The following is a 592-nucleotide window of genomic DNA, read 5'->3' as shown; positions in this document are numbered from 1 at the left end:
CCCATCAACCGGAACGTGGACAGCACCGAACTGGAGTGTAGGAGGTCTTGCCAACGGGGCCAGCGCAACGCTGAGCATCGTGGCTACCGTAAAAGCAACAGGTTCATACAGCAATACCGCTGTTATCACCGGATTGGAAAATGACCCTACACCGGGCAACAATACCGATACAGAAACCCCAACGCCGGTTGCACAAACGAACCTGAGCGTGGTGAAAACAGTAAATAATACGACACCGAATGTTGGTGATAACGTAACCTTTACCATCACGGCTTCGAATGCGGGTCCAAGTGCTGCGACGGGAGTTTCTGTAAACGACGTACTTCCTTCGGGATATACCTTCGTGAGCGCCACCCCATCAACAGGAACGTGGACAGCACCGAACTGGAGTGTAGGAGGTCTTGCCAACGGAGCCAGCGCAACGCTGAGCATCGTGGCTACCGTAAACGCAACAGGTTCATACGGCAATACCGCTGTTATTACCGGATTGGAAAATGACCCGACACCGGGCAACGACACCGATACAGAAACACCAACGCCGGTTGCACAGAGCAACCTTAGCGTAGTGAAAACGGTGGACAACGCTACACCG

General features: G+C 53.4%; 1 pseudogene. It reads left to right on the top strand.

The window, feature by feature from the left end:
* Window positions 1-592, top strand: a pseudogene (locus LPB89_RS21930) (hypothetical protein); the annotation flags it as partial.

It is taken from the genome of Flavobacterium sp. ENC (assembly GCF_020991415.1).
GTDB lineage: Bacteria > Bacteroidota > Bacteroidia > Flavobacteriales > Flavobacteriaceae > Flavobacterium.
Note: the sequence above shows the minus strand (reverse complement) of the source record. Positions and strands in the feature narration are given on the sequence as shown.